General features: G+C 52.7%; 23 protein-coding genes. 9 read left to right on the top strand and 14 right to left on the bottom strand.

Annotated features, from left to right (window positions below; genetic code table 11):
* Nucleotides 1-15: 15 nt before the first annotated feature.
* Nucleotides 16-1,446, bottom strand: coding sequence for a glutamate--tRNA ligase (gene gltX / locus BS29_RS10045; protein WP_407673689.1), 1,431 nt, complete (start codon nt 1,444-1,446; stop codon nt 16-18).
* A 19-nt stretch (nt 1,447-1,465) separates the two neighbouring features.
* On the opposite strand from gltX, the gene BS29_RS10040 reads away from it, so the two are divergent.
* On the top strand, nt 1,466-3,676 hold the full coding sequence (locus BS29_RS10040; RefSeq protein ID WP_229953524.1) for a ComEC/Rec2 family competence protein: 2,211 nt from the start codon (nt 1,466-1,468) through the stop codon (nt 3,674-3,676).
* A gap of 54 nt (nt 3,677-3,730) precedes the next feature.
* Here the strand turns inward: BS29_RS10040 and lexA are convergent, their stop codons facing one another.
* The 7 genes from lexA to BS29_RS10005 form a co-directional block, all read right to left on the bottom strand.
* Nucleotides 3,731-4,423, bottom strand: coding sequence for a transcriptional repressor LexA (gene lexA, locus BS29_RS10035; RefSeq protein ID WP_229953523.1), 693 nt, complete (start codon nt 4,421-4,423; stop codon nt 3,731-3,733).
* A 67-nt stretch (nt 4,424-4,490) separates the two neighbouring features.
* On the bottom strand, nt 4,491-5,675 hold the full coding sequence (locus tag BS29_RS10030) for a molybdopterin molybdotransferase MoeA (RefSeq protein ID WP_229953522.1): 1,185 nt from the start codon (nt 5,673-5,675) through the stop codon (nt 4,491-4,493).
* Nucleotides 5,672-6,142, bottom strand: coding sequence for a cyclic pyranopterin monophosphate synthase MoaC (gene moaC / locus BS29_RS10025; protein WP_229953521.1), 471 nt, complete (start codon nt 6,140-6,142; stop codon nt 5,672-5,674). The genes BS29_RS10030 and moaC overlap by 4 nt, the downstream gene beginning before the upstream one ends.
* A 1-nt stretch (nt 6,143) precedes the next feature.
* Nucleotides 6,144-6,938 (bottom strand): indole-3-glycerol phosphate synthase TrpC, encoded by a 795-nt coding sequence (gene trpC, locus BS29_RS10020; protein ID WP_229953520.1) that lies wholly within the window; start codon nt 6,936-6,938, stop codon nt 6,144-6,146.
* A 10-nt stretch (nt 6,939-6,948) separates the two neighbouring features.
* Nucleotides 6,949-7,938, bottom strand: coding sequence for an anthranilate phosphoribosyltransferase (gene trpD / locus BS29_RS10015; RefSeq protein WP_229953519.1), 990 nt, complete (start codon nt 7,936-7,938; stop codon nt 6,949-6,951).
* A complete protein-coding gene (locus BS29_RS10010) occupies nt 7,935-8,468 on the bottom strand; it encodes a YcxB family protein (protein ID WP_229953518.1) in 534 nt (177 codons plus the stop codon). Before BS29_RS10010 ends, trpD begins: the two co-directional genes overlap by 4 nt.
* Nucleotides 8,465-9,049, bottom strand: coding sequence for an anthranilate synthase component II (locus BS29_RS10005; RefSeq protein WP_229953517.1), 585 nt, complete (start codon nt 9,047-9,049; stop codon nt 8,465-8,467). Before BS29_RS10005 ends, BS29_RS10010 begins: the two co-directional genes overlap by 4 nt.
* A 113-nt stretch (nt 9,050-9,162) precedes the next feature.
* Between BS29_RS10005 and BS29_RS10000 the strand changes: the two genes are divergently transcribed.
* On the top strand, nt 9,163-9,465 hold the full coding sequence (locus tag BS29_RS10000; RefSeq protein WP_229953516.1) for a polyhydroxyalkanoic acid system family protein: 303 nt from the start codon (nt 9,163-9,165) through the stop codon (nt 9,463-9,465).
* A 15-nt stretch (nt 9,466-9,480) separates the two neighbouring features.
* On the opposite strand, the gene BS29_RS09995 is transcribed toward BS29_RS10000, so the two are convergent.
* Genes BS29_RS09995 through moaB form a run of 4 tightly spaced genes read right to left on the bottom strand, consistent with a single transcriptional unit; the run spans nt 9,481 to nt 13,111 of the window.
* Nucleotides 9,481-10,602 carry an aminotransferase class V-fold PLP-dependent enzyme gene (locus tag BS29_RS09995; RefSeq protein WP_229953515.1) on the bottom strand — a complete coding sequence of 374 codons (1,122 nt, stop codon included), beginning with the start codon at nt 10,600-10,602 and terminating at the stop codon, nt 9,481-9,483.
* Nucleotides 10,599-11,396 (bottom strand): tryptophan 2,3-dioxygenase, encoded by a 798-nt coding sequence (locus BS29_RS09990; protein ID WP_229953514.1) that lies wholly within the window; start codon nt 11,394-11,396, stop codon nt 10,599-10,601. The genes BS29_RS09995 and BS29_RS09990 overlap by 4 nt, the downstream gene beginning before the upstream one ends.
* A gap of 51 nt (nt 11,397-11,447) precedes the next feature.
* Nucleotides 11,448-12,545, bottom strand: coding sequence for a PA0069 family radical SAM protein (locus tag BS29_RS09985; RefSeq protein ID WP_229953513.1), 1,098 nt, complete (start codon nt 12,543-12,545; stop codon nt 11,448-11,450).
* A gap of 38 nt (nt 12,546-12,583) precedes the next feature.
* Nucleotides 12,584-13,111: a molybdenum cofactor biosynthesis protein B gene (gene moaB / locus BS29_RS09980; RefSeq protein ID WP_229956848.1), complete on the bottom strand. Its 528-nt coding sequence runs from the start codon at nt 13,109-13,111 to the stop codon at nt 12,584-12,586.
* A gap of 113 nt (nt 13,112-13,224) precedes the next feature.
* Between moaB and BS29_RS09975 the strand changes: the two genes are divergently transcribed.
* The 7 genes from BS29_RS09975 to trxA all read left to right on the top strand — a co-directional run bounded on the left by BS29_RS09975 (nt 13,225) and on the right by trxA (nt 24,605).
* Entirely contained in the window at nt 13,225-15,573 is a 2,349-nt protein-coding gene (locus BS29_RS09975) for a sensor histidine kinase (protein WP_229953512.1), read from the top strand.
* A 15-nt stretch (nt 15,574-15,588) separates the two neighbouring features.
* The gene (gene tsaE, locus BS29_RS09970) at nt 15,589-16,041 is read left to right on the top strand and encodes a tRNA (adenosine(37)-N6)-threonylcarbamoyltransferase complex ATPase subunit type 1 TsaE (RefSeq protein ID WP_229953511.1); all 453 of its coding nucleotides are present in this window, start codon (nt 15,589-15,591) and stop codon (nt 16,039-16,041) included.
* Nucleotides 16,038-17,018, top strand: a complete 981-nt coding sequence (locus BS29_RS09965; protein WP_229956847.1) for an aminoglycoside phosphotransferase family protein — start codon at nt 16,038-16,040, stop codon at nt 17,016-17,018. The genes tsaE and BS29_RS09965 overlap by 4 nt, the downstream gene beginning before the upstream one ends.
* Nucleotides 17,015-17,731: a nucleotidyltransferase family protein gene (locus BS29_RS09960; RefSeq protein ID WP_229953510.1), complete on the top strand. Its 717-nt coding sequence runs from the start codon at nt 17,015-17,017 to the stop codon at nt 17,729-17,731. The genes BS29_RS09965 and BS29_RS09960 overlap by 4 nt, the downstream gene beginning before the upstream one ends.
* Nucleotides 17,732-17,737: 6 nt before the next feature.
* Complete coding sequence (gene addB / locus BS29_RS09955) at nt 17,738-20,737, top strand: double-strand break repair protein AddB (protein WP_229953509.1); 3,000 nt, start codon at nt 17,738-17,740, stop codon at nt 20,735-20,737.
* Nucleotides 20,730-24,200, top strand: a complete 3,471-nt coding sequence (gene addA, locus BS29_RS09950) for a double-strand break repair helicase AddA (RefSeq protein ID WP_229953508.1) — start codon at nt 20,730-20,732, stop codon at nt 24,198-24,200. The genes addB and addA overlap by 8 nt, the downstream gene beginning before the upstream one ends.
* A gap of 78 nt (nt 24,201-24,278) precedes the next feature.
* Nucleotides 24,279-24,605 carry a thioredoxin TrxA gene (gene trxA, locus BS29_RS09945; RefSeq protein WP_108809917.1) on the top strand — a complete coding sequence of 109 codons (327 nt, stop codon included), beginning with the start codon at nt 24,279-24,281 and terminating at the stop codon, nt 24,603-24,605.
* Nucleotides 24,606-24,616: 11 nt separating this feature from the next.
* On the opposite strand, the gene BS29_RS09940 is transcribed toward trxA, so the two are convergent.
* Both BS29_RS09940 and BS29_RS09935 read right to left on the bottom strand, forming a co-directional pair.
* Complete coding sequence (locus tag BS29_RS09940; protein WP_229953507.1) at nt 24,617-25,429, bottom strand: inositol monophosphatase family protein; 813 nt, start codon at nt 25,427-25,429, stop codon at nt 24,617-24,619.
* On the bottom strand, nt 25,426-26,325 hold the full coding sequence (locus BS29_RS09935) for a glutathione S-transferase family protein (protein WP_229953506.1): 900 nt from the start codon (nt 26,323-26,325) through the stop codon (nt 25,426-25,428). Before BS29_RS09935 ends, BS29_RS09940 begins: the two co-directional genes overlap by 4 nt.

The raw sequence follows: 26,325 nt of genomic DNA, 5'->3' as shown, positions 1-26,325 counted from the left end.
CCTGAGAAATTCAGGTTATTTTATTTGATCTGCAAGACGATCCAATGACTCTTCCTTGCCCAAGAGTATCAGCACGTCAAAAATTCCGGGTGAACTGGTACTTCCCGTTAGAGCCGCTCGCATGGGTTGTGCAAGCTTTCCTAACCCCAATTCGGCGGCTTCCGCTATCGCCTTCACTTTTTCCTCGGTTGCCTCAAGCGTCCAGTTGTCGAGGTCGGCCAAGGTAGAGTGAATCGATTCAAGCAGCTGCCGTGCATCAGCGTCTAGCAGAGATTGTGCCTTCTCGTCGAGGTCAAGTGGTCGTTTTTTATAGAGAAAAAGGCTATTATTAGCCAATTCGATAAGGTTTTTTGCCCGGCTTTTCAAAACCGGCATGGCCTGCGCCAGTAAATCACCATCGGCGGGTGATAATTTTGTTCCCAGCTCTTCCTCAATCCACGGCATCGTTAACGCGACCAGCGCGCCATCATCAGCCTCTCTGATATATTGGCCATTTAGATTTTGAAGCTTTTTGGCGTCAAAGCGGGATGGTGATTTGCCAACGCCAGCCAAGCCAAACCACTCAATTGCCTGCGCGCGCGAAATAATCTCGTCATCGCCATGCCCCCAGCCGAGCCGGAGAAGATAGTTGAACATCGCATCCGACATAATGCCCATGTCGCTATAAGCCTCTACGCCCAGCGCACCATGGCGTTTGGAAAGCTTGGCGCCGTCATTGCCGTGGATCAACGGAATATGCGCATAGGTCGGTTCTTTCCAGCCCATCGCGCGGATCATCGCAAGCTGTCGGAACGCATTATTAAGATGGTCATCGCCGCGGATCAAATGGGTGACGCCCATATCATGATCATCCACCACGACTGCCAACATATAGGTTGGCGTGCCGTCGGAGCGCAGCAGGATGAAATCGTCAATTTCACTGTTCTGAACCGACACTTCACCTTGAACCGCATCGGTAACAGTCATCTTGCCGCCGGTTTCGGTTTTCAGGCGGATCACATAGGGCGCACCTTCCGGTGCTTCGGAAGGATCACGATCCCGCCAGCGGCCGTCATAGCGCATCGGCTTTTTCTCCGCCTTTTGCTGCTCGCGCATGGCGGCCAGCTCTTCTGGCGTTGCGAAACATTTATAGGCATTGCCGGCGGCGAGCAGCTCATAAGCGACCTCGGCATGGCGATCGGCACGTTGAGATTGGAAAACCGGTTCATCGTCCCAGTCGAGACCCAGCCAATCCAGTCCTTCCAGAATCGCATCAATCGCTTCCTGCGTCGAGCGCGCCTTATCGGTATCTTCGATACGCAGCAGCGCTTTGCCGCCATGATGCCGGGCAAACAGCCAATTGAACATGGCTGTACGTGCGCCGCCGATATGCAAAAAGCCTGTCGGGGAGGGGGCAAAACGTGTGACGACAGTGTCGGTTTCTTTAAGAGTCACGCTTGGTTTCATCCTGTGTTACGCCAATGCGATGCAGAGTAGCTTTGATCCAGACAGCTCTGATGTAGCGCATGAAAATTTTAAAAAGGCCACCACGTCTGATGGTGTTGGCAAGGCCCTTAGCATGCTGTTTCGCGCACGACAATTACCTGAATATCTTAGAATTTCGCAAATTTTTATATTGCTGGAATTGCACCTGGAAAAGGAGCGTGACCAGTTGCCACTTTGGATACCGGTGGGAATCGGTTCGGGAATCACAATCTGGTTTCTATTGGCCGATGCTTATTTATGGAGTGCGGTTTTGGCCCTCTGCGCGGGCTTGGCTGTTTTTGTCAAATTGATGGGGCAGGGCACGCGAGTGGGGGCGGCGATATTCTGGCTTTCGCTATCTGTGGGGGCGGGCTGCACGATCATATGGCTAAGATCCTCGTCAGTAGCCGCACCGGTATTGGAACAACCTGTCGTCACTTCATTCTATGCCGAAATCGAAAAGACAGAAGTTTTGAGCGCGCGCGATATGGTTCGTTTAACGCTTGATACACATGAGAAACAGGGCTTGCCAAAACGAGTGCGAGTGAATGTGCCGTTGGTGAAAGCGGATCCGGACTTGCAGGTCGGTGCTGTGATTCAATTGCGGGCCAGATTGATGCCGCCAGCCATGGCATCCTTGCCAAGCGCCTATGATTTTTCACGCCGTGCCTGGTTCATGGGATTGGGGGCAACGGGGCAAGCGCTTGGAAATATAAAGGTTGTTGAACCAGCTGAGCCTTCATGGTGGGCGGTATCCGCTTTACCAGATTATCGACAAAAGCTGTCCGCGCATGTTCAGTCGCAAATGGATGGCGGTGCAGGCGCCATAGGTGCAACGCTGGCTACGGGTGATCGCGGTGCAATAGATGATGCAGATGCAGAAGCCATGCGTCGCAGTGGATTGGCCCATTTATTGTCGATTAGCGGGTTGCATGTGACGGCGGTTGTTGGCGCAGTGTATCTGCTTGTTATCCGGTTGTTGGCCTTGTTCCCGGCTTTGGCACTACGTGTTCCTTTGCCTATCGTAGCAGCAGGTTGCGCGGCTGTAGCAGCACTTTCCTACACATTGCTAACGGGCGCACAGGTGCCGACCATTCGCGCCTGCATCGCGGCATTGCTTGTGTTGACGGCTCTAGTGATCGGGCGGAGTGCGATTACCCTTCGGATGGTCGCAACTGGTGCGTTATTGGTTCTTATCATTTGGCCGGAAACCTTGGTTGGTCCTAGCTTCCAACTCAGCTTTGCAGCCGTTACGGCAATAATTGCCCTGCATACTGCGCCGCGGATCCAATCTTTCTTTGCCAGAAGAGATGAAGCGATCGGGAAACGATTTGGCAGAGCGATTGTCGCGCTGTTTCTAACTGGGCTGGTCGTGGAACTTGCATTAATGCCGATCGCGCTTTTCCACTTTCATAAAGCCGGGATTTACGGCGCTTTGGCAAACATCATTGCCATTCCGCTCACCACATTTGTAATCATGCCGCTCGAGGCCCTGGCCCTGTTGCTTGACACGGTTGGGTTGGGCGCACCTGTCTGGTGGGTTTGCGAACAAGCGCTCAACAGTCTTCTGGTTTTGGCTCATTATGTATCGAGCAGTCCTGGGTCCGTTACTATGTTGCCAACCATGCCGTTAATGGCATTCGCATTGTTGGTTTTCGGCGGTTTGTGGATGGCTCTCTGGACTCAGCGCTGGCGAATATGGGGCATTTTGCCAATATGCTACGGAACACTGCTCGTCCTCATGAACCGTCCGCCAGATATCTATATTGCCGGCGATGGCCGTCATGTAGGAATCCGCAATCAGGATGGAGAAGTCGCTATGTTACGAACCGGCCGAAGCGGGTTTGTAAGAGACATGCTTTTGGAAAATGCGGGTGTGGATGGAGAGGCAATGGCGCTTGAGGATTGGCCCAACGCGCGATGCAATGCTGATAGCTGTGCGGTCGCTATAGAAGTATCAGGCAGACATTGGACAATATTGGCAACGCGCAGTTCCTATCACATTCCCGCATTGGCCTTATCTGCCGCCTGCCGCCGAGCAGATATTGTAATAAGCGAGCGGCGCCTTCCCGCTAGCTGCCAGCCGCGCTGGATAAAAGCCGATCGCACATTTCTACGGCAAGTCGGTGGGATGACAGTCGACCTGAAAAGCCAACAGATTGAGACTGTGTTGAACCATAGCGGCCGTCATGCATGGACGCGTTTCAAATAGTCCGAAGCCACAAAAGTGCGACGGAAAATATCAGGTCAATGAAGCAGGCTATTATCAGTTATAGCGGCGCAACAGCCCAGCCATTTTTCCTTGTATGCGCACTTCACCTGCACCAAAAATTTGCGGTTCATAGGCCGGGTTGGCGGGGTCCAGACGAACCTGACCATTATCTTTGAACAGATATTTCAGCGTTGCTTCCTCATCATGAACAAGAGCGACGACAATTTCACCGTTGCGTGCGGTTTCGGTCCGCTGGATAAGGGCATAGTCCCCGTCTAAAATTCCTGCATCAATCATCGAATCCCCAGACACCTCCAATGCGTAATGTTCGCCGGATCCCAGCAATGCTGCCGGAACGCTAAGAGCAGACTGGCCTTCAAGCGCTTCTATCGGAACACCAGCGGCAATTTTACCATGCAGCGGGATTTCGATAACATCATTCGCGGCAACCGGAATTTCCTTTAGCGGGCTCGATTGTGCCGCATCGGGCATGATATTAACAACATTGGACGGGGCGGGTTTCAGATTACCGCCCTCAGGAAGTTTGGTAACTTCCAAAGCTCTCGCACGATTGGGAAGGCGTCTCAGGAAACCCCGTTCTTCCAATGCGCTAATCAATCGATGAACGCCAGATTTGGATTTCAGCCCCAGCGCGTCTTTCATTTCTTCAAAAGAGGGGGAAACGCCGGATTCTTCCAAACTGTTATGAATGAAACACAGCAGTTCATGTTGTTTCGGTGTGAGCATATTTCATGTCCTTATCGGGAACGAATAAAGAACAATTATGAAACAAATAGGGTTAAGTCAAGACAATTCAAATCTCTATATAGGAAACATTCTCACCTTTTTCCTGCTCAGGGCTGTGGGCTGGTCGATAGAGAAGAGCATTGGCCGCAGCCAGTATTGATAGCTTGGCGCTGTCTTGACTGTTAAATGCCGTTATGCCGGTACCATCTGCTTTTGCCCTTAGAAATTCAGCGCGCTGATTTGTGGGCGGTAGGGCAGAGTTTGTAATCGCACTTTTCATGACAGGCATATAGTTGGTGGCACCAGCCATATAACGAATAAGCGGAAGCAAGAATAATGTTGCGGTCACAAAGGCGGAACCTGGATTTCCCGGTAACGCTAAAACAAGGCTGTTGCCTAATTTTCCAGCCATTAGCGGTTTGCCGGGCTTCATTGCGATTTTCCAGAAATCGGTTTCCCCGCCCAGCTGTTTGAATGCCGGGGCGACAAGATCATGATCGCCTACAGACGCGCCCCCGATTGTGACGATTATGTCGCAATCTCTGGCGCTTTCCAGCGCCGTACACAGGCTTTCCATATCGTCCTTGATCCGGCTGATTGAACGGGATCGGGCCGGTAATTGGTCCAGCAAAGCGGCAACCATCACGTCATTACTGGCAGGAATTTGATGAGGCTGTGTAGCCGTGCCCGGAGTAACCAGCTCGTCGCCAGTCGAAAGGATCGCGACATTCACGCGGCGGCCAACGCTTAGTTCACCCACACCGGCAATGACCGCATGTCCCAGTGCTGCCGCCGTAAGTCTTGTGCCCGCTTTCAGGGCAATGTCTCCGGCTTTAAAATCGCCGCCCGCATGTCTTACGTGACGGCCTCTGACTGGAGAAGGATCGTCGATCAGCCTGATCTGCTCGCCATCAGATTCGACATTTTCTTGCATGACAACCGTGTCTGCGCCTTCCGGCATCAGTGCTCCGGTGAAAATCCTTGCTGCTTGACCTGCTTGCATCGCAGGGCAGGGCGGGCTTCCGGCTTTGCATTCGCCGACCAACTGCCATGGTCCCTCGCGATCTTCAAAGTTGATGGCATAGCCATCCATTGCTGACATATCTGCCGCAGGTTGACTACGCTTTGCGACAAGATCTTGTGCAAGATAGCAACTTTTCGCATCGCTTACCGGAACCGTTTCCGATGGCAGGGGCTCGGCCATAGCAATCAGGCGATTTTGCGCTTCGTCCAGGGGTAGTAATGAACTCATTCGGCGGTCCAGTCTCCTGATTTGCCGCCGGTTTTGGAAAGCAGTCGAATGTCGCTGATCAGCATGTCTTTCTGCATGGCCTTGGACATATCATAAATGGTCAAAAGTGCCGTTGAAACAGCGGTTAAAGCCTCCATTTCCACCCCGGTTTTACCCGTCAGGCGCACCATCGTCTCGGCCCTGATCCCATCTTTTAGAAACTCGAATTCCACGGCAACTTTGCTGATTTCCAACGGATGACAAAGCGGAATAAGATCGCTGGTTTTTTTGGCCGCCATAATCCCGGCGATACGGGCAGTGGCCAGCACATCACCTTTTTTCATGGCGTTGGCTTTGATGGCATCAAGTACTTCCTTAGCCATCCGGATAATCCCTTCCGCATGTGCTTCGCGGACCGTGTCACCTTTGGCAGAAACATCGACCATTTGAGCCGTTCCATCGCCGCCGATATGAGTAAGTTTGCTCATCTTATGTCTCACAGCCTGTCAAAAGCTGGCGGGTGGCTTGCTCAATATCATCCTGTCGCATCAGTGACTCTCCTACCAAAAACGTACGGGCGCCACAGCGGGACAATCGCTGGCAATCATCATGCGTAAAAATACCACTTTCCGAAACCATGACGCGATCATCTGGGACCAGCTTTGACAGTCTTTCCGTCTGCTCAAGACTTGTCTCGAACGTTTTAAGATTTCTATTGTTGATACCAAGCAAAGGCGATTGCAGGCGCAGCGCCCGCTCCAGTTCATCTTCGCTATGGACTTCTATTAGCACATCCATACCTAGTTCGATTGCCGCATCTTCAAGTTCGAGCGCTAGGGCATCATCAAGAGCGGCCATGATAATCAAAATTGCGTCAGCACCCAAAGCGCGAGATTCTTCTATTTGCCACGGATCAACCATGAAATCTTTACGCAGGCAAGGAAGAGAGCTGGCGGTCTGCGCGGCAACCAGATATTCATCCGCACCTTGAAAATAAGGAGTATCGGTTAGTATTGATAAGCATGCTGCCCCCGCCGCTTCGTAAGCTTTAGCATGATCAGGCGGATGAAAGTCTTCGCGTATCAAACCCTTTGAAGGGCTTGCTTTCTTGATTTCAGCAATCAACGCAAAACCGGTTCGCGCTTTGTCCTTGAGTGATTTTGCGAAGCCGCGCGGTGGTGCTTGACTGCGAACTTGCTCGTGCATTGCGGAGCTGGAAACATCGGCTTTGCGTTTGCACACATGATCGCGTTTAACCGAGCAAATTTCGGCAAGCTTATTCATTGGTTATATCTCATTGATTGGCGATCCAACAGTTCAGCAAAGCATTGGCCAAGCCTTTGTCGAGTGCTTCACCAGCTTCCTCAGCTCCAGCTTCCCAGTTGTCGACTTCACCTGCTACGATCAATGCTGCGGCGCTGTTTAATATGACTGCATCGCGGTAAGCAGACGGTTCTCCCTGCAACAGATTACGAAGAGCTGCCGCATTATACTCAGCATCACCACCTTTAATTGCATCACTGCTATGGCGCGACAATCCTAAGTCCTCTGGTGTTATCCGGCTATATGTGATTGATTGACCTTCAACAATTGCGAGCTTTGAAGGGCCAGAAATACTTAACTCATCCAAACCTTCTTCGCCCGATACGATCATGATTTTATCATAACCCAATTGCGCTGCAGCTTCCGCATAGGTTTCAATCAAGTCTGGCGAAGCGACGCCAATGAGCTGTCGCCTGACGCGCGCTGGATTACACAGGGGGCCAAGCAGATTGAAGATAGTACGCCGGCCTATGGCTTTGCGAATGGGTGCCAATGGGCCGAGCGCTGAATGATGATTGGGCGCAAAGAAAAAGGCGATGCCGATTTCGCGCAAAGATCGTTCACCGCCGGTCGCGGCGTTAGCAAGATCGAGTCCCAAGGCTTCCAATGTATCGGCAGCTCCTGATTTACTGGATGCAGCCCGATTACCATGTTTGGCCATCGGTATGTCGCAGGCTGCAACGACCAAAGAGGTTGCAGTGGAGATGTTCAAGCTATGGCTGCCATCACCGCCGGTTCCACAGACATCAATTGCGCCAACAGGTGCATCAACGGTCACCATACGCGAACGCATAGCTTGCGCAGCCGCAGCAATTTCTGTTGCGGTTTCACCTCGATCAGCGAGCGTGACCAGGAATGTGCTGATTGCTTCGCTATCGAGCTTGCCGTCTAATATTAATTCAAAAGCTTCCCTAGCATCTGCTGCCGAAAGTGGGTTTTCTGTACTGGGAAGTGCCATCATGAATTGTCCTCTCCCGGTAAGTCAGCGTCTTGAAGGCGACGGATCAAACCATTTCTATGCGCTTCATCCTTGAATATCCGAGCAGGCAAAAAATTGAACATATGATCAGAGCGATAAAGCAGAATGATTTTGTCGTCCGCTCTCCATTTAACCATGTCTCCGAAAGTCAGCTGCGCTTGGCCTTGGGCATTCTGCGAATATAGCTTTTCATCATCCCACCAACTGGTGGTTTCTAGATGTAAGTCTTTTTGCTGCTTATAGATTTTCTTGGCAAGGCGAGGAACCCACCAAACAGGGATCATGATTGTTATGATCGCTGCTACAATACCGGCCCAGATGGACATGCTGACAATTAGTCCCAACGCTTTGGGCAAATCGTCAAAGCCATCGAAAGCGGCAAGAATAACGCCAATAGTCAGCCCGAAAAGAAGCAAATAGAGAATTCGTTTCAAGCCCAGCTGCTTCATATGCAATCCGTAGGCGGAGCGAAGATCCTCCTCGGTGGGTGTGAATACTAATTTCTCCGTCATGCGATTTGCTTTGGCTTAAGGCCGGCGAGCACCAAAAAATTGGCGAGCAGTTCATGGCCATATTCGGTTGCGATACTTTCCGGATGAAATTGCACACCATGTATCGGAAGGCTTTCATGACGGAAGCCCATAACGGATCCATCCTCCGCGGTAGCAGTGATCGGGAGGCATTCCGGAATTTCTTCCACAATCAAGGAGTGATAGCGAGTGGCGGTATAGGGCGACGGAATGCCTTGAAACACGCCACTATTATCATGCGTTACAGGAGACGTCTTCCCATGCATCAAACCGCCGCGCACAACTTTTCCGCCAAAATGCTGCCCAATGCTTTGATGGCCAAGACAAACACCAAGCAATGGTTTTTCAGCATCCGCGCAGGCTGCCACCAAATCCAGCGATATACCGGCTTCATTGGGAGTGCAGGGGCCTGGAGAGATTAGAAACGCATCCGCTCCAGTTTCTAGCGCGTCCTTGGCGCCCAGCGCATCGTTACGTTCCACCCGCACTTCGGCTCCCAGTTCCATGAGATAATGAACCAGGTTGAAGGTAAAACTGTCGTAATTGTCGATAACCAAAATCATGTGATGTTGCCTAATGATAAAATCGCAGTAGGCCAAGTTTTTATGCGGGCTATCAAGCGGATGGTTTGACGAAGGCGATACGGATGATATTGGAGGGCAGGGGAGACTAACTCATGGGCCAGCCTGTAACTGTTACAATAGCACATAGTTTGGGGCTAGCAGAAGCCCGCAGCCGTATAGGTAATGGTGTCCACACTTTAGGTGAATCTGTGCCAGGTGCGACTGTAACGGACCATCACTGGGAAGGCGACACCATGCACTGTACGTTGGAGGCGATGGGCCAGCGCATTGGTGGCGAAATGCAAGTGCGTGAGGACGAGGTCTACGCCATCTTCGATCTTCCGCCATTGCTCGCCATGTTTGCCAACAAGCTTAAGGAAAAGCTTCAGAAAGAAGCGCCGAAAATGTTGGAGTAAATGCGGTTCTACCGCTCACCGAAACTCACGCATCACCGCGATTAAACGTTCAACATCGGACATATCGTGATAGATCGCAAATCCTATACGCAAAACGTCTCCGCGCACGTCAGTCACGATTTTATGATCTGTCAGTGCTGCATGCAGTGCTGAAGCGTTTGGGCTTTGATAGGCGAGAAATCGGGCATGTGGCTTTCCGTCAATTGGGTTGAGCAGCATCATACCCGGCAACGGATCTTGAGCAATAAAATCGCTCTGCAAGTTGGCAACATGATTGGAAATTACTTCCGTCGACAAGCCCTCCTTAGACAACATGGCTTGTACGGCGTTAAATCGATACAGGCCTGATGGGTCGAAGGTGCTACCCAAAAATCTGCGGCCGTCCGGCGCATATTCTATCTCGCCAGGAGGGAGGCTTAGGTCATCAAATGCAGCATACCAGCCTGTTATGGGTGGTCGTGGCGCAAATCCGGTTGGAGCATGAAGGAAACAGACTCCTTCCCCGGCCATCGCATATTTATAGCCGCCAGACATGTAGAAGATATTGGTAGCGAATTCTGACAGATCTGTATCAAGAGCCATGAAGCCGTGATAGCCATCAATCACGACCCAGGGGCCTTCGGGACGGGCGATGTCGGCAAGCTTTTCGATCCCGTTCAAGACAGTGCCTGAGTTAAATAGCACCTGACTAGCGAAAATCAGATCATGGTCACCAGTCGACGCTCGATCTACTAAACTATCAACTGCTACTCGTTCTAATATCACCTCACCATTCTCTGCCCAGCGATCCATCTGTCGCCGGAAACTGTGAAACTCTCCATCTGTAGTAAGGACTCGGACTGGGAGCGCTGGGATGGCTGATACAATGCGAATAAGAAAGTCATGCGTGTTAGGCGCAAAAGCAATAGTTTGTGGATCGGGAAGGTGAAGCTCAGCCGCAATATAGGACTGTGCTTTTTCCCAGACCGGTCCCATTATTTTATCCCATTTATGATCGGCCAACATCATGGCGTCGTTACAGGCTTCTAAATGACCGTCATAAGCAGCATTTGGCCAAAGATGATGGCTGTGCGCAGCAAAATGCAAGCGATCAGGATTTGCATTTAATGCTCGTGAGAAGAGCGATTTCCAACTCATAGTGCTGTACGCAATGACCAGAGTTCGGGAAAAGCGCGCTTTGGCAAAGTGGATTGCAGATAGGATACGCCGGCTGTGCCTCCGGTTCCCATTTTACCGCCAATTATACGCTCCACCGTCAAAACATGCTTGTGCCGCCAAGTCGCCATCGCATCGTCGAGATCAACCAGCTTTTCTGCCAGTTGATACAATTCCCAATAGCGCTCGGTGTCGCGATAAACTGAGAGGAAAGCCGCTTCCACTTCAGGCGATGGTACGTGGGATGTGCTGAAATCGCGATCAAGAAGTGCGGGCGAGATGGCAAAACCAGCACGCGCAAGAGCGGCGATACTATGGTCCCAAAGACTCGGCGCTTCCAATGCCGCCTGCATCGCGGCCTGCGCTTCTGGTCGGTCGTCTTGATATTTGAGGAACCCTTTGTCTTTTAGCCCCAGGAGATATTCTACAGTCCGGAATTGGTCGGATTGAAACCCAGAGCTTTCCCCAAGCACATGCCGAAACCTGCTATAGTCACTTGGCGTCATGGTAGAGAGCACATCCCAACTAAGCGTCATGACCGCCTGTATTCGGCTCACCCTAGCCAGGGCTTTATAGGCGGGAACCAACGCATCTTTAGAGATTTGCGCTATTGCCAGATGCATCTCGCGAATAATCTGCTTCAGCCACAATTCCTTGGTTTGATGGATGATGATGAAGAGCATCTCGTCGTCGAAATCAGATTTTGGATGCTGAGTGGACAATAGCTTGTCGAGCTCAAGATAGCTTGCATAGGTGACAGTTTCTTTTCTGGACATAAGGAAATGTAACCTTGGCGCGGGTAAAAGCAAAGGCAAGTTTCCTGTGTCTTAAAACAACTCCATCTGGCTGCCTTTAACCAAAGGAGGACGAAACAGGTCGGTTCTCAGGCTGAATTTTGCTTTTCCCAGACCGTGTTTGCGAGCCGCTATTGCAACCCGGTTTTGGAGCAATTTCGCCCAAGGGCCATGACCGCGCATCCGGCTGTAAAAGTCAGGATCATTCTTCTTGCCCTTACGTATTGATGTTATGATGCTCATGACTTTATCTTTGCGGTCCGGAAAATGGGTTTCGAGCCACTCTTCGAAAAGAGGGGCGACTTCGTGAGGTAAGCGCACCGGTATGACCGATACACTTTGCGCACCGTTGTCCGCTGCTACCTCGACAATTGTCTCAATTTCATGGTCAGTAATGGCAGGAATAACTGGTGCAATATTGACGTGCACAGGAATATTCTGAGCACATAGCTGCTTGACCGCTGACAGTCTTTTTGTTGGTGAGGGCGCTCTTGGTTCAAGAAGGCGTGCTGTGCGGGCATTCAAAGTAGTTATTGAAATGGCGACCGCCGTAAGTTCCAACGCCGCGAGCTTAGTGAGTATATTGAGATCGTTGACGACCCTGTCGGACTTCGTCGTGATTCCTACCGGATGTCTTGTTTCCAGCATAACTTCTAGGATAGCCCGAGTAATCCGATAGCGTTTTTCGATTGGCTGATAGGGGTCGGTATTCGTTCCCAGTGCTATGGGCGCAGGCCTATATTTGGGTTTGGCCAGAGTTTCTCTGAGTAAATTTGCCGCATTGGGTTTAGCGAACAGTTTGGTTTCGAAATCAAGACCAGGAGACAGATCATGATAAGCGTGAGTTGGGCGAGCATAACAGTACACACAGCCATGCTCACATCCTCGATAGGCATTTATAGAACGATCAAATGGAATGTCTGGAGATTTGTTGAAGCTCAGTATTGATTTCGGCGCTTCTGTTGTAACCTGCGTCCTAATTTTCGTATGGGGATCACCAATTGACTCGCGACTGTCCAGCCAATCCCCATCGACCTGACGGCTCGGCAGATTGAATCGCTGACTTTCATCATTGGTAACCGCCCCGCGCCCTTTCTGGGCGAGCGGAGTTAGTCGATTATTCTGTTCCATTGTCCTCACATAACATGAGAACAAATAAAGAACAAATTCTATTTCTCTAGCAACCTCGGTATGAGTTCCACGAAGTTACACGGCCGGTGGCGACTGTCTAGCTGCGTGTCTAAAATACCGTCCCAACCATCTTTAACCGCACCATTGGAACCCGGTAGCGCAAAGACGTAGGTGCCCCGAGAGACTACAGCACAAGCGCGAGATTGAACGGTTGACGTACCGATCTTTTCATAACTTAACCAGCGGAATAATTCGCCAAAACCTGGAATATCTTTGTCTTTCACTACATCAAGCGCTTCGGGCGTGATATCGCGCCCAGTTAGTCCTGTGCCACCGGTGGTTATGATCACATCGACAGTCTCTTCATCGATCCATTGATTCAGTTGCTTGATTATTTTTGGCTGGTCATCGCGGATCAAGCTGCGATGGATAAGTGTATGACCTTTTGCGGCAATGCGATTAGCCAATATGTCACCAGAGCTATCGTCTTTTAAGGAACGGGTATCCGATACCGTCAATAGGGCGATGTTGATCGCCTTAAATGTTCGGCTTTCATCAATGGGCATAGGTTTCTCCGCTAATTTTTCAGCTTCCGTATAGCTCATATTGGCTGACTTTTATAAACCATAAAGAATAGGGGCTTTTCGCCAGTGCTCTAACCGTCTAATCGCTTGTAATAATGTCGAACGTTCCGGACTTAACCGCAATCATATTGGGCCTGATTCTCGCCATCTGGCTGGGTGCGTCTGCTTGGGCGGTTTGGACCGGGTTGGCCATGAAAAAAAAGGCCGCCGCCACTATGCGTCAATCTGGACGTTTGGGCCGACTGCTGGAAACGTCGCCTGCACTGCCTTTATTGGTGCGGTCGGACGGCAAACTTGAAGCATCGCAGCGATTGATGCACTGGTTTGGTTTCGATTATCTACCTGCACATATTTCGGAGCTTCATGACAATGACGCTGGTATGAGTCGTGCAAACCTTGAAGAATTAACGCAGGACGTGAACCTTGCCCAGAAATCTGGGAGCAGCTTCACCAGAGCGATCAAGGTCAACGGCTCGGACAAGTCTTTGTTGGTTCGAGGCGGATTGGCAGACCAGAAAATAGCGCCAAATGGAAGCGCACTTCTTTGGGTATTTGACGCCACAGAAAGTCAAAATCAGATAGAAAAACTGCGCAATGAAAACGAAGAGGCGCATGCTGCATTTGACGCGCTGTCCGCTTTGATAGAGGCAGCTCCGGTTCCTATGTGGCATCGTTCACGCGACTTGCAACTGACACTGGTAAATAGTGCCTATGTGAAAGCTGTGGATGCTGAAGATGGGGCTCAGGTTGTTGAGGAAGGGATTGAACTCGTCGAACCAATCAACGGTTTCAGCCCCAAAGATGCAGCTGCGCAGGCCAAGGAGAAAGGTGAGCCACATGAACGTGTAGTGGCCACCACGATTGGTGGGGAGCGGCGGACTACGCAGGTGGTTGATGTCCCACTCGGTAAATCTGGCATAGCAGGTTATGCTATCGATATTCAGGAACTGATCGATTCCCGCAAAGAACAGAGGCGCTTCAACGAATCGCAGCGGGATATGCTAGACAAGATATCGGCGGCAGTGGTGCAGTTTGACGCGGACAGATCCTTGCAGTTCTGCAATCTACCATTCCAGCGTATTTTTTCTATGCGCCAACAGTGGATAGCAGAGCGTCCCGAATTTCCTCGAGTGTTGGATCGAATGCGCGAGATGAACCGGATTCCAGAGGTTCGAGATTTTCCAGAATGGCGAGAAGATCGCACGACATGGTTTAAATCAACCGGCTCCATTGAGGAGAACTGGTTGCTTGCTGATGGCACACATTTACGGGTTATTGCCAATCCGACGCCGGACGGCGGCTTGTTGATGATTATCGAGGATCGCACGGAACAGGTCCAGCTGGCTAGCGCTAGAGATACATTGTTGCGCGTTCGGACGGCTACATTCGACAATTTGTTTGAATCTGTCGCTGTGTTTGCTGCTGACGGCAAACTTAACATTTGGAACCACCAGTTTGCCAGCATTTGGAATCTGGATGAAGAAGATCTTGCGAAGCATCCTCGCGTTGACACTTTGATGCAGAAAATGGCTGTGCAATTGAAACAACCAGCCCGAATTTCAGAAGTGCGCACAATGGTGCGTGCTGCGACATCTGAGCGCGAGCAGCAAAGTGGACAAATGTCTTTTGCCGACGGACGCCGTTTTCAATTTGCTGCCATACCGCTGCCTGATGGCAATGCGTTGTTTACGATGCTCGATATATCAGACAGTCGCCGTATAGAATTGGCGCTGCGCGAACGTAACGAGGCATTGGTAGAGGCAGATTCTATCAAAGCCGCTTTCCTGTCCAATATGAGCTATGAATTCCGAACGCCGCTGACATCCATCGGAGGTTTTGCTGAATTGCTAGACAATGAAGTGGCAGGGCCTTTGACCGAACAAGGACATGAATATGCCAGAGCGATCCTACAATCGGTGAAACGACTGGGTATGCAGATCGACAATGTGTTGGATCTCAGTCAGAGCGAGGCGGGAGCCTTGCCGATTGCCAAGGAGAAAGTGAATCTCAAAAAGCTGGTAGAAGATGTCGCGGCGCAATTTACCGACGATGCAAAGGCAGAAGGAATAGAGGTCGAACTGCAATTGGATGAAACACTTGGCTCTGCGCTTGCTGACAAGAAACGGCTGTCGCAAGCTATCGCTCAGATTGTGGATAATAGTATCCGCTATACCGGAAGGGGAGGACGTATTCTTATCAACGGCAGCGGTAATGTGAAGCAGGCTGTAATTCATATCTCTGACAATGGTCCCGGTATGAGTCCTGGTCAGCAGTCCAAGGCCTTTGACAGCTTTGCGCGATCCCGCAAAAAGTCCGGTGAAAATACAGGCGGGCTGGGCCTACCACTTGCTCGGCAATTATTGCTTGCTCACAATGGCGAACTGACGCTCACGTCGGAGCTGGGTCAGGGCACGCTTGTTACCCTCCATCTTCCCCGGCAGTAAAGATCCGTTGCGCTTATGTTTCCAACAGTCTTAGATGATGAAGCCGCTACAATACAGTTGGGCAAACGCCTCGCCAACATTTTGCAACCGGGTGACAAGATCGCCTTGTCCGGAACGCTAGGAGCCGGAAAAACGTCTCTAGCTCGCGGCATATTGCGCGGTTTGGGTTTCGAGGCTGATGTTCCTAGCCCAAGCTTTGCCATCGTCCAGCAATATGAACCACCGGATGTTCGACTTCCTGTCGCTCATGTTGATTTCTATAGAATTGAAGAGCCGGATGAAATTCAGGAATTGGGCTTGGATGATATATTGAATGAAGGTGCGATTATAGCGGAATGGCCCGATCGATTGCCCAACAGCTTTTGGGCCGATGGCCTGCAAATTACACTTGAGATACAAAATGATAATAGTCGCCGGTTGACTTGGACAGCTGGCCCGGCTTGGAAAGACAGATGGCTAACAACATGACACCGCCCGTTGCGGCGAAGGACTTTTTGGACACTCATGGTTGGAAAAATGCGGAGATTATTCCTGTAGCTGGCGATGCATCTTTTCGACGCTATTTTCGGGTGGTTGAAGGTGATCGCAAAGCGATACTTATGGATGCTCCGCCGCCACATGAAGATCCCCGTCCATTCATTGAAATCGCGCGGCATCTGAAATCTCAAAGTTTTGCTGCTCCCGAAATTTATGGAGAAGATCTAACGCAAGGTCTTGTCCTATTGGAGGACTTTGGCGATCAACGGATGAGAGAGCATTTGGATGATCATCCCGAGGCAGAAGAGGAAACGTATCGCCGGACCGTTGATCTCATAAAGTCTCTACATCAAAAATCTGCTGCTGATGTTCCACATTACGATTGGGAACAATATCTCAGAGAGGTCAATTTGTTGCCGGAATGGTATTGCCCTGCGCAGTCTCTTGATGTGGATCAGTCCAGTTTTGTCAAAGCATGGCGAACGGTACTAGAACCTGTAATCACTTCTCAGACTTCTCCTGTTACGGTCCTTCGCGACTATCATGCCGAAAATATAATGTTGTTAGATGATGGTCGTCTGGGGCTTCTTGATTTCCAGGATGCCCTTGCCGGGCATGCGGCCTATGACCTTGTGTCTATGTTGCAAGATGCTCGCCGTGATGTGCCTGACAGTTTGGAGGATGCCATGCTGGACTATTATCTAGATGGTCATACAGCAGAGGATGCACAACGGTTTCGTAGCCACTATGCTATTTTGGGCGCACAACGAAACACGAAAATTATTGGTATCTTTACACGACTCTATTCTCGCGATGGTAAAGCGCGCTATCTGGATTTTTTGCCGCGTATGTGGCGTTTATTGGAAAAGGATTTGGTCCATCCTGATTTAGCTCCCGTTGCGAAATGGTTCGACCAGAATATTCCTGCCATTGTCCGAGGCAAACCGATTGAGGTAACTACAGAATGAGCAAGGTCGAAACCGCGATGGTTATGGCTGCCGGCTTGGGAAAGCGTATGCGTCCATTGACTGCCACTCGCCCTAAGCCGCTCGTGAAAGTGGCAGGTAAGGCTATGATTGATCATTGTCTTGATAAGCTCTGGGAAGCAGGGGTTATGAAGGTCGTTGTGAATGCGCATTACTTACCCGATGCGCTGGAAGCACATCTTCAGTCGGTCAATTATCCTTTCGATATCAGAATTTCGGACGAACGAGCGCGGTTGATGGAAACCGGCGGCGGCATGGTGCAAGCCGAGCCTCTTATCGATGAAGATAGGTTTTTTGCGATCAATAGCGACAATCTTTGGACCGATGGACCATCCAATAGTTTACAGCGATTGGAACAGCGTTGGGATGATGCGGAGATGGATGCTTTATTGTTGGTTGTTCCGCAGACTTCAGCTCACAATTATAAAGGATCCGGTGACTTTAAACTTGACGATAACGGTAGGATTTCGCGGCGCTTACCGGATCGTCAGGCACCTTTTATCTATACTGGCATCCAGCTACTTTCCAAACGCTTGTTGCGCGATGCACCGACGGGACCTTTCTCGACCAATATTTTATGGAACAGGGCAATACAGGAAGGGCGGCTTTTTGGTCTGGTCCATGAGGGGGACTGGTTTGAGGTCGGATCGCCGGATGCCATCGCGCCAACGGAACAGGCGCTGAGCCGTGTGTAGTCCCGCATGAGCAAGCGGCTTCAGCCCGCAATTTACAATATTGCCGCGCATGGCGGCTTTGCCGATGCCTTGGCACAGGGGTTGATCGACCGTTTTGCGAAAGACCCGCTTGGCTTGGCGCGAGGCCTCGTCATCCTACCCAATAACCGCGCGCGCCGTGCCGTGCATGATGCTTTTGTCAGGCTTAGCGAAGATGGTTTGTTGTTGCCGCAAATGGCGGTAATTGGCGACCTGGAGCTGGATGAGTCCATCGGCGTGGCGCTGGACAGGGGCGAACTGGCTCTCGACATAGCGCCGTCGGTTGACCCGCTGGATCGCCTGCTGATGCTGGCCCAGCTGATTGAAAGGGAAAGTGCAGCGAAAGGCAGCGCTTTGTTATCGAAAGAAGCACTGCGGCTGGCGCGCGAATTTGCCCGGACGCTGGATCAGCTGACAGTCGAGGAAATCGCGCTCAAGGACCTTTTTGATATTGATGTGGAACCGGAACTGTCCGGCCATTGGCAGGATTCGCTCGCGTTTTTTCGTGTGATTGCCGAGAAATGGCAGGCAAAGCTGACGAATATGGGCGCCGTGGATGAAGCGGCGCGGCGCAATGCCCTGTTCGATCAAACTGTGAAGGCTTGGAAAACGGCCCCGCCTGACCATTTTGTGGTCGCTGCCGGTATCACCACCTCCGCCCCGGCCATTGCGCGTTTCTTGCGGGCCATTGCCTTCCTGCCAGAAGGAATGGTGGTCTTGCCGGACCTGGACATGGTCATGGCTGATGAAGAATGGGACATGCTCGGCCCGTTTCAACCCGATGCCGAGACTGGCAAAATCGAGCGTGCGCAGGAAACCCATCCGCAATATCACATGAAGCTGCTGCTCGAACGCATGTCGATTGCGCGCGGCGAGATCATGCGCTGGCCAAGGACAGGAACCAGCGGCGCGGCTGCAAAGCGCAGCCGGGCGCTCAGCAATGCCTTTGCCATCCCGAAGCTGACATCGCGCTGGCAATCGCTCGACACTGATGAACGCAGCCTCGCAGGCGTGCAGACGGTGGAAGCACGCAATAGCGCCGAAGAGGCGCAGATTATTGCGCTGTTGGCGCGTGAGGCGTTGGAGACCCCGGAACGCCGCGTTGCGATAATCACACCGGATCGGGCGTTGGCAGGCCGGATTTCAGCGCATCTCGAGCGCTGGATGATCGCGGCGGACGATACGGCGGGTCAACCCTTGTCCAAAAAACCGGAAGGCATATTCTTTCTGGCCTTGCTGTCCGCAGCAACAGACGGATTTCCTCCGGCCGAATTTCTGGCTTTGCTGAAACATCCATTGGTGCGGGCAGGGGAAGGGCGTTTGGACTGGCTTACCCAGGTTCGCAAATTGGACCTGTTAATGCGCGGCCCCCGGCCAGCGCCGGGATTGGCTGGAATTGACAGCCTGTTTCAGAGCGAAGACAAGCGCACCAAAAGCCTGAGAGACGATTTGCGTCCGTGGTGGACGGATGTGCGGGCAATATTTGCGCCCGCGGCAGAAGTCTTGAGCGGAGCGATGAACTGGACCGAGATGCTGGCAGAAATCCGGCAGTTGGCGGACCTGCTGACCAACGGCCAGGTCTGGGCCGGACCGGCAGGCCGCCAACTGGCTGACTTTCTTTCGGATATGGAAGATCGCGCAGCCTTGGGACCGATGAAAATCCAGGCACCCGAGATTGCCGGATATTTTGAGACATTTTTGGCCGATATGCCGGTGCGTCCCCCTTATGGCGGGCATCCCCGCATTGCGCTTTACGGTTTGCTGGAGGCGCGGCTGCAACAGGCGGACCTCGTTATCTGCAGCGGTCTTAATGAAGGCAGCTGGCCTCAAGCGATAACGCCCGATCCATGGCTGGCACCGATGGTGCGTAAATCCCTGGGTCTACCTGCGCAGGAACGGCAGATTGGTCTGTCCGCGCATGATCTGGTCGGTGCAATGGGCGCGCAAAATGTGATTCTCACACGGGCGCAGCGTGACGGGTCCAGCCCAGCCATTGCCTCGCGCTTCCTGTTGCGCCTCAAAGCGATGTGTGGCGCCAACCTCAAAGAGCATCCTGTCGCTCAGAATTGGGCGCGGCGCTTGGATCAGCCGGATGAGTTTATCCGTATCGAACAACCTGCGCCGGAGCCAAGCGCGGAGCAGCGCAAGGTGAAGCTGTCAGTTACCGATGTCGATCGGTTGATCGCTGATCCATTCGCCTTTTACGCGGCAAAAATCATGCGGCTTGGGTCGCTCGACATGATTGATGCAGAGCCAAGCCCTGCGTGGCGTGGCTCAATCATCCACGACATATTGGATAAATGGGCAAAAGAGGATAATTTTGATCCCGATGCTCTGAAACGGCGTGCTGAAGCATTTTTGAACGAGCGTTCGTCCCATCCCCTGATGCGCACTTTATGGGCGCCGCGCCTGATAGAGGGCCTGTTATGGGTGGCCGATACTGTCGCTCGGCAACGTGCAGACGGGCGCGAACCGCTCAAGTCAGAACAAAAGGGCGTTGCACGCATCGCCGGCGTTGATCTATTTGGAATAGCGGACCGTATCGACCGCATGCCCGACGGCGGTCTTGCTATTATCGACTATAAAACCGGCGGTCCGCCATCGAACAAAGCCGTCAAGGAAGGCTTTGCTCTGCAGCTTGGTTTGTTGGGTGCTATTGCCGAAAAAGGTGATTTCGGCGGTCTTTCCGGCAAAACAAGCGGCTTTGAATATTGGTCACTGGCAAAGCAGGGCGGCAAAAACAGCTTTGGTTATATTGCGACGCCGACCAACCCGCGCAGTCCCGACAAGATAGAAGCTGACCAGATGGTCGATCATGCCGTGACGGAATATACCAAGGCGGTGAACAGCTACATCCATGGCGATGAACCTATGGTGGCAAAGCTCCATCCGGAATATGCGCCTTACGCGGACTATGACCAGCTGATGCGGCTTGAAGAATGGTATGGCCGCGCCGACGTATCGGAGCAGGGAGGCGCGCATGAGTGATACACCGACGCTTTTTCCGCTCGCCGACAAACAGAATGAGGCGGTGCAGCCGGACGACAATATCTGGCTGAGCGCATCTGCCGGTACTGGCAAGACGCAGGTGCTGACCGCGCGGGTATTCAGGCTGCTGCTTCGGGAAAATGTCAATCCGGAACATATATTATGCCTGACCTTCACCAAGGCGGGGGCCGCCGAGATGGCCGACCGGATCCACCGGCAACTGGCCAGTTGGGTGCGGCTTGATGATAGCAAGCTGGCCGCCGATCTTTCCGCCATCGGCGCGCCGGTTGATCCCGCGACACGGGAATATGCCCGGACATTATTCGCCCGCGTATTGGATGCGCGTGGCGGCGGTCTCAGGATCATGACGATCCACAGCTTCTGCCAGACATTGCTGGCGAGTTTCCCGGAAGAGGCCGATATTCCGGCGCTGTTCAAACCGATTGAAGAACGTGATCAAAAGATATTGGCGCGCCAGGCGCTGGGCGATTTGCTGCTGGATGAAGAGGCCGCAGGCAATACTGGCATAATTCAGGCTATTCAGGCGCTCAGCGTCCGGATGGGTGAAGAAGAAGCCGAAAAATATCTGATGGCCTGCGCATCCAAAGCCGATGCGATGGAAAGCCTGCCCAGCGGCGTGCTGCCTTTTGTTCGCGGATTGTTGGGATTGCCGATTGATGGCGATGCGCGAAGCTGGCTCGAGCAGCGGTGCAGTGATGATGCATTCAACATCGCGGCCTTACAGAATATGGCGGATTCGCTGGCCAGCTGGGGCACCAAGACAGCTGCCGGATATATCGATAAAATTCGCACATGGATGGCCGCCAGTCCTGCCGATCGGGCGGATGCATTGCCGGAACTACACAAGATTTGGGCCAAGGCCGATGGCGAATGGCGCTCCGTACCAAAGGGGCTGGAAAAGGCTGCGCCGCATTATCATGAACTTAGCGTCGATATGTACGATCATTGCCGCCAATTGATCGAGAAAAAGGCGCTGTTTGATTATGCCGACCTGTTTGCGGGGGCGCTGAATGCCGGTCGCGGCTTTTACTATCGCTATCGGGACGCAAAAAAGCTGCAGGGTGTGGTCGATTTTGACGATATGATCCGGATGACGGCGAAATTGCTTAATCAGGGTAATATGGCCGAATGGATCCGCTACAAGCTGGATCAGCGCACCGATCATATATTGGTTGACGAGGCGCAGGACACCAATCTGGCGCAGTGGGAAATTGTTCAGGCTCTTGCCGGTGAGTTTTTCGCAGGAATCGGTGCCAATGCCGACAAAATACGGACGCTGTTTACCGTCGGCGACTTCAAGCAGGCGATTTTCGGTTTTCAGGGAACCAGCCCGCATAACTATATAACGGCAAAGAAAAAGTTCTTTGCTGATGCGTTGGCGTCTGAACGCCCATTTAACGATCTGTCACTGGACCGCAGTTTTCGATCCACGCCGCCAGTGCTGGAGGTAGTCGACAAGGTATTGGAACATGTCGGGGAAAAGGAACTCGGCCTCGATAAAGCCATACCAGCCCATCAGAGCCACTATGCTGGCGAGCCGGGAAGCGTCACAACATGGAGGCCCGTTGCCCACGGTGCGGTCAGCAATGCGGATGATGGCGAGACCTGGCTGAGTGATGAGAAACGCGTTTTCGCCCAAAGACTTGCGATTCAGATTAAAGAATGGCTCTCACCCGAAACAGCGCTTTGGCTGAATCACGAAAATCGCCCGCTCGAGCCCAGGGATGTCATGATCCTTGTCAGCAAGCGCGATGATCTCAGCGCCCTTATCGTGGCGCGGCTTTTTGCCGAAAATGTCCCCGTCGCCGGTATTGACCGCATCCGGCTGAACCAGCCTCTGGTGGTGCAGGACCTTCTGGCCGCGATCCGCTTTGTCTTGCAACCGGAAGATGATCTTAATCTGGCATCGCTGCTGGTGTCTCCGCTTTTGGGCTGGTCACAGGATGATCTGCTGGAACGCGGCTATCGCGGGGAGGCCCATAAGGACAAAAGCCTTTGGGAATATTTGCGCACGCAAGACGGGCTGAAACGGCATGTCGAACCTTTGCGTACGCTATTAAACATGGCGGATTTCAACACGCCTTATCAGTTTCTGGAAACCATCGTTTCCGGCCCGATGCAGGGACGCAAGAAGCTGACGGCACGCCTTAGCCATGCGGCGCTCGACCCGCTGGAGGAGTTGCTCAATACCGCGCTGGCCTTTGAGCAGGACCATATTCCGACCCTGCAGGGTTTTCTCGACTGGTTTGATCGCGGCGATGTCGAGATCAAGCGGGATCAGCTGGAAGGCGGCAATGAAGTCCGCCTGATGACCGTTCACGGGGCCAAGGGTCTGCAGGCACCGCTGGTCATTCTTGCCAACGCGACATTTGATCCGGCGAACAAGAAAAGCGGCGGCTTTGACATCCCGGACCCAACGCGACCGGATGATGACCTCGAATATCCTGTCCTACCGGTTCGCAAGGCCGAGCGTATCGGATTGCTGGACGCCTATGCCACCGTGGCAGATGCCCGGGAAAGGGAAGAGCATTGGCGTCTGCTCTATGTCGCCATGACCCGCGCGGAGGAACATCTCGTCGTCACCGGGACATTGGGACCAAAAGCCAAAGGTATTGTGCCGGAGGCCAGTTGGTATCACGCTGTGGAGCAGGGCTTGACTGCGTTGGGAACGGAGCAAACAGATTCCGTGCGCTGGATTGCCGAGCGAACATATACGGGGCCTGATGCACCAGACAAAGCCGGACGAAGGGCCAAAGCCGCCGAGCCGTTACCAGATGAAGAGCAGGCCGCATTGCCAGACTGGCTTTTCGCGCCAGCCCCCAAAGAAGCCCGCCCGCCGCGACCCCTTACGCCATCTGATCTGGGGCCAGACGATGCTGCGAACCCGCCGCCGGCAAAGGCGATGCGCGATGCGGCCGAACGCGGCAAACTGCTCCATAGCCTGTTCGAGCGGCTGCCCGACATTGCGCCGGAAAACCGTGCGGATGTAGCAGACCGCTGGCTCGCCAAGCAAAAACAGGTCAGTGATCCGGCAGAGCGTCGGGGGCTTATTGAGACGGTATTGTCGGTCCTGGGCAATCCCGCATGGTCAGTCCTGTTCTCTCCCGGCAGCTTTGCCGAGGCCCCGATCGCGGCCGTGGTTGACCAGCATGTGATTTCCGGAACCGTTGACCGTCTTTCGATCACTGATGACTTGATCACCGTTATTGATTTCAAAACGGGGCGCGCAGTTCCCAAAGACGCTGCCAATGCGCCTTTGTCTTATCTGCGCCAAATGGCAGCCTATGTCGCCGCCCTTGAAAAGATTTTCCCCGGACGCCCCATTAAAACCGCCCTGTTGTACACGCATGGCCCCACCCTGATGGAGCTTTCCGGCGACCTGATCGAAAAACACAGGCCCGATAATCGTTCGGGTAACAAGGCAGACTTGGGGCGCCCATGAAAATCCTTTTCGGGCAGAGACTTGAGCAATGGGCTGTGCAGGCCTAGATTATATTTAAACAAGCAAAGGAGATTCCCTATGGCTACCAAAGCAATTACTGACGAGAGTTTTGAACAAGATGTCCTGAAAGCCGACGGCCCCGTGCTTGTCGACTTCTGGGCAGAATGGTGCGGCCCCTGTAAGATGATTGGCCCAGCGCTGGAAGAAATCAGCGATGAACTGGGCGAGCAGGTCACAATTGCCAAGCTCAACATCGACGACAGCCCGGATGCGCCCGGAAAATACGGCGTGCGCGGCATTCCGACAATGATCCTGTTCAACAATGGTGAGCCGGTTGAAACCAAAGTCGGCGCTGCGCCAAAGAGCCAGCTGAAATCATGGTTGGAAGAAAGCCTGCCAGCTTAATTTAAATTGATTCAATCGGCAAAAACATCCCCCAGAAGCTCGGCGGCCTCATCCCATAATTGCGGCGATGAGGCCCCGAGCAATCCCGTTCTGCGATCAGCAGGCCGATAGGGGTCACCGTTCCAGCGCGCGGCTTTCCCGCCCGCTTCATTCAGGAACAATATGCCCGCGGCATGATCCCAGGGCAGGCTGCGTTCAAAAGTGGAAATATGATTGGTGCCAAGCGCCAGCCGCGGATATTGCTCCGCCGCACAGCGCGGAATATCGACAATTTCATAATGTCCATCCGCTGCGTTAAGAAGCTTGTCCCGCTGCTCTGACGTCATGAAGCCAGTCGCCAGAGCGGCTATGGGTTTTCCATCTGGATCGACTGATACGCTAAGCTTTTCACCATTGATAAAGGCACCTTGCCCTTTTGCGGCATAGCAAAGCCGGTCCTTCAATGGATCATAGAGCCAGCCAGCAACAGTCTCATTTTCCTGCGACAGCGCCACAATCATTCCAAAAGGTGGTTTGCCTGCTGCAAAATTTCCGGTTCCATCAATCGGGTCGATAATCCATGTCCGCTTGTCACCCAGATGATCCATGGCCGAGGGATCAGCTGCGCTGGCTTCCTCACCCACAATGGCGGCGTCTGGGAGCAGGGCGGTCAATCTTTCACCGAGCATCTCTTCGCTTAGCCGGTCAGCCACAGTCACCAAATCGCCGGGTGACTTCTCCTCAATATCGGCGGTTTTGAGGTTCTGATAATGTGGGAGTACGACCTCTTTCGCCACGTCTTTCAGGATATCCCGCACCGACAGGTTGAGGCTGGAGTAACTCATGCCGGGGCCAATATCTGCCCCAGACGTGGGAAATGTACGTGCAACGCGCCAGTTTGTTCGTCCTCTCGTTTGATGATGATTTCCCGATCATTAAGGCCGATCAATGTACCCCTAACGGCTGCAGGATCAGGCGTCTCGGTTCTTACGGAAACCTTGTCACCAGCGGAAAAACCTGATGCCGGATCCACCGACCCGCTGCTGACCGGTTCTGACGCCTTGGCATAGTCGATCGCTTGCTGCCCCGTCCATTCCTCGAAATTTCCATAACCAATGCCGTCAATACGATCATACCAAGCCGCGACATCTGAGCCGAAGTCTGACGGTTTCTTGCCAGCAAAACTGGCGAAACGAATGTTCATGTAAAGCATCAGGTCCGCATGGCCCGCCAAGTCACCGCTAATATAGTCCCGTCCATCGGCCAGGGTTTCGGCAACCAAGGCCGCGCCGGCTTCAAATTGTGCTGTCAGATGCGGCACCATTGGTAGGAACTTCCGGCGATCCATACCGAAACGTTTGGCACGATCTTCCCAAAATTCATCGCTGACAATCTCAGGATTGGTGCCAAGAGCCACGCCAACTGCTGGCATGAACCACTGGCCGCCCGACCATAAGGCTATCATCCGACCGGCAAAGCCCAGCGGTTTTGGATAAAGGCTTGGCTCAGGTTTAAGCGCCTCAAGCGCGTCGACAATGACGGCCGTATCGCAATAGATATCCGAACCGATTTGCAGCACGGGTATGCGCTCATAACCGCCGGTAAGCGCGCTGAGAAACGGTTTGGGGCAAATGTCAGGTTGCTGGACAGACTTCCAGTCTATGCCCTTCAAACCGAGCGCGAGCCGCATCGCTTGTCCGAAAGGCGAATTTTCGTAGTGATGCAATATGATTTCGGTCAT

The organism is Parasphingorhabdus litoris DSM 22379, from assembly GCF_020906275.1.
Classification (GTDB): domain Bacteria; phylum Pseudomonadota; class Alphaproteobacteria; order Sphingomonadales; family Sphingomonadaceae; genus Parasphingorhabdus; species Parasphingorhabdus litoris.
The sequence above is the reverse complement of the archived record's forward strand: the minus strand, read 5'-3'. Positions and strand labels throughout refer to the sequence as shown.